The organism is Bradyrhizobium sp., assembly GCF_036009065.1.
Lineage (GTDB): Bacteria > Pseudomonadota > Alphaproteobacteria > Rhizobiales > Xanthobacteraceae > Bradyrhizobium.
In genome coordinates, this window is sequence record NZ_DASYMN010000404.1 from 1 (window position 1) to 1,878 (window position 1,878).

The following is a 1,878-nucleotide window of genomic DNA, read 5'->3' on the forward strand; positions in this document are numbered from 1 at the left end:
TTTGTGATCGCGGGCGGCGCCGGCGTCGTCGTGCTCGAGGAGCTTGAACACGCCAAGGCGCGCGGCGCGCGCATCTATGGAGAAATCGTCGGCTATGGCGCCACCTCCGACGGCTACGACATGGTGGCGCCTTCGGGCGAGGGCGCCGAGCGCTGCATGCGGATGGCGATGGCGACGGTGAATACCAAGGTCGATTACATCAACCCGCATGCGACATCGACCCCGGCGGGCGATCCGCCGGAAATCGAAGCGATCCGCAAGGTGTTCGGGATCGGCGACAAGTGCCCGCCGATTTCCGCGACCAAATCGCTGACCGGACATTCGCTCGGCGCCACCGGCGCGCAGGAGGCGATCTACTCCCTGCTGATGATGGATAACGGCTTCATCTGCGAAAGCGCCAACATCACCGAGCTCGATCCGGTGTTCGCGGATATGCCGATCGTGCGCAAGCGCATCGACAACGTCAAGATCGGGACCGTGCTTTCGAATTCATTCGGCTTCGGCGGCACCAACGCCACGCTGGTGTTCAAGCGGATGGACGCGTGAGGCCGCGCGCGGCAAATTATTAGAGTTCATCGTCATGCCCGGGCTTGTCCCGGGCATCCACGTCTTTCGCACCCGGTGTGGATCAGGACGTGGATGGCCGGGACAAGCCCGGCCATGACGCAAGGGCATTGCCCGGGCACGACGAACAAGAGAGCGGCGAGCATGCAGGACCTGATGAAAGGCAAGCGCGGTCTGGTGATGGGCGTCGCCAACGACCACTCGATTGCCTGGGGCATTGCCAAAGCGGTGGTAGCCGAGGGCGCCGAACTGGCCTTGACCTATCAGGGCGACGCGATGGAAAAGCGCGTCAGGCCGCTGGCGCAAACGCTCGGCGTCGAGACGGTGCTGCCCTGCGACGTCGAAGATCTCTCCAGCGTCGATCAGGTTTTCCGGACGCTGCGCGAAAAATGGGGGCACCTCGACTTTCTGGTGCACGCCATCGCGTTCTCCAACAAGAACGAGTTGAAAGGCCGCTACGCCGACACTACGCGCAATAATTTTCTGCGCACCATGCTGGTCTCGTGCTTTTCCTTCACCGAACTGGCCTGCCGCGCGGCGGAGCTGATGCCGGCTTCCGGCGGCGCGATGCTGACATTGACCTATGGCGGCTCGACCCGGGTGATGCCGAACTACAACGTGATGGGCGTGGCGAAAGCGGCGCTGGAAGCCTCGGTGCGCTATCTCGCCGCCGATTTCGGCGCGCGCGCCATTCGCGTCAACGCGATTTCGGCCGGACCGATCCGCACCCTGGCCGGCTCCGGCGTTGCCGGCGCGCGGCAGATGTTCGCCTTTCAGCAGCGCCACGCGCCGCTGAAGCGCACCGTCACCATCGAGGAAGTCGGCGGCGCGGCGCTGTATCTGCTGTCCGAGCTATCCACCGGCGTCACCGGGGACATTCACTTCGTCGATTCCGGCTACAACATCCTCTCGACGCCGCATCCGGATGAGTTGAAGGCCGAGTAAAGGCGAAGCGCTTCGACAATTGCCGAGTCGTCCCCGCCTTCGCGCTATGGCATGCACACATCTGTTTTGCTGCCGGAGACCAACTCCACCGTCATCCTGAGGTGCTCGCCACGCAGCGGCGAGCCTCGAAGGATGGGCCACAAGCTCCTGCGGCCATCCTTCGAGACGCCGCGTAAGCGCGCGGCGCCTCAGGATGACGGATCAGGCAAGATCGAAGCGATCCGCGTTCATCACCTTGGTCCACGCCGCCACGAAATCCTGCACGAACTTCGGTTGCGAGTCCGCGCACCCATAGACCTCCGCCAGGGCGCGAAGCTGCGAGTGCGAGCCGAAGATCAGGTCGACGCGGGTGCCGGTCCACTTGACCGC

The 1,878-nt window shown here is 64.1% G+C and carries 1 protein-coding gene and 1 pseudogene; both read left to right on the top strand.

Going from position 1 to position 1,878, the window contains the following annotated elements:
• A pseudogene (locus VGP39_RS24625) lies at positions 1-546 on the top strand (beta-ketoacyl-ACP synthase I); the annotation flags it as partial.
• Positions 547-708: 162 nt separating this feature from the next.
• Complete coding sequence (fabI, locus tag VGP39_RS24630) at positions 709-1,509, top strand: enoyl-ACP reductase FabI (protein ID WP_327570698.1); 801 nt, start codon at positions 709-711, stop codon at positions 1,507-1,509.
• The last annotated feature ends 369 nt before the right edge of the window (positions 1,510-1,878 follow it).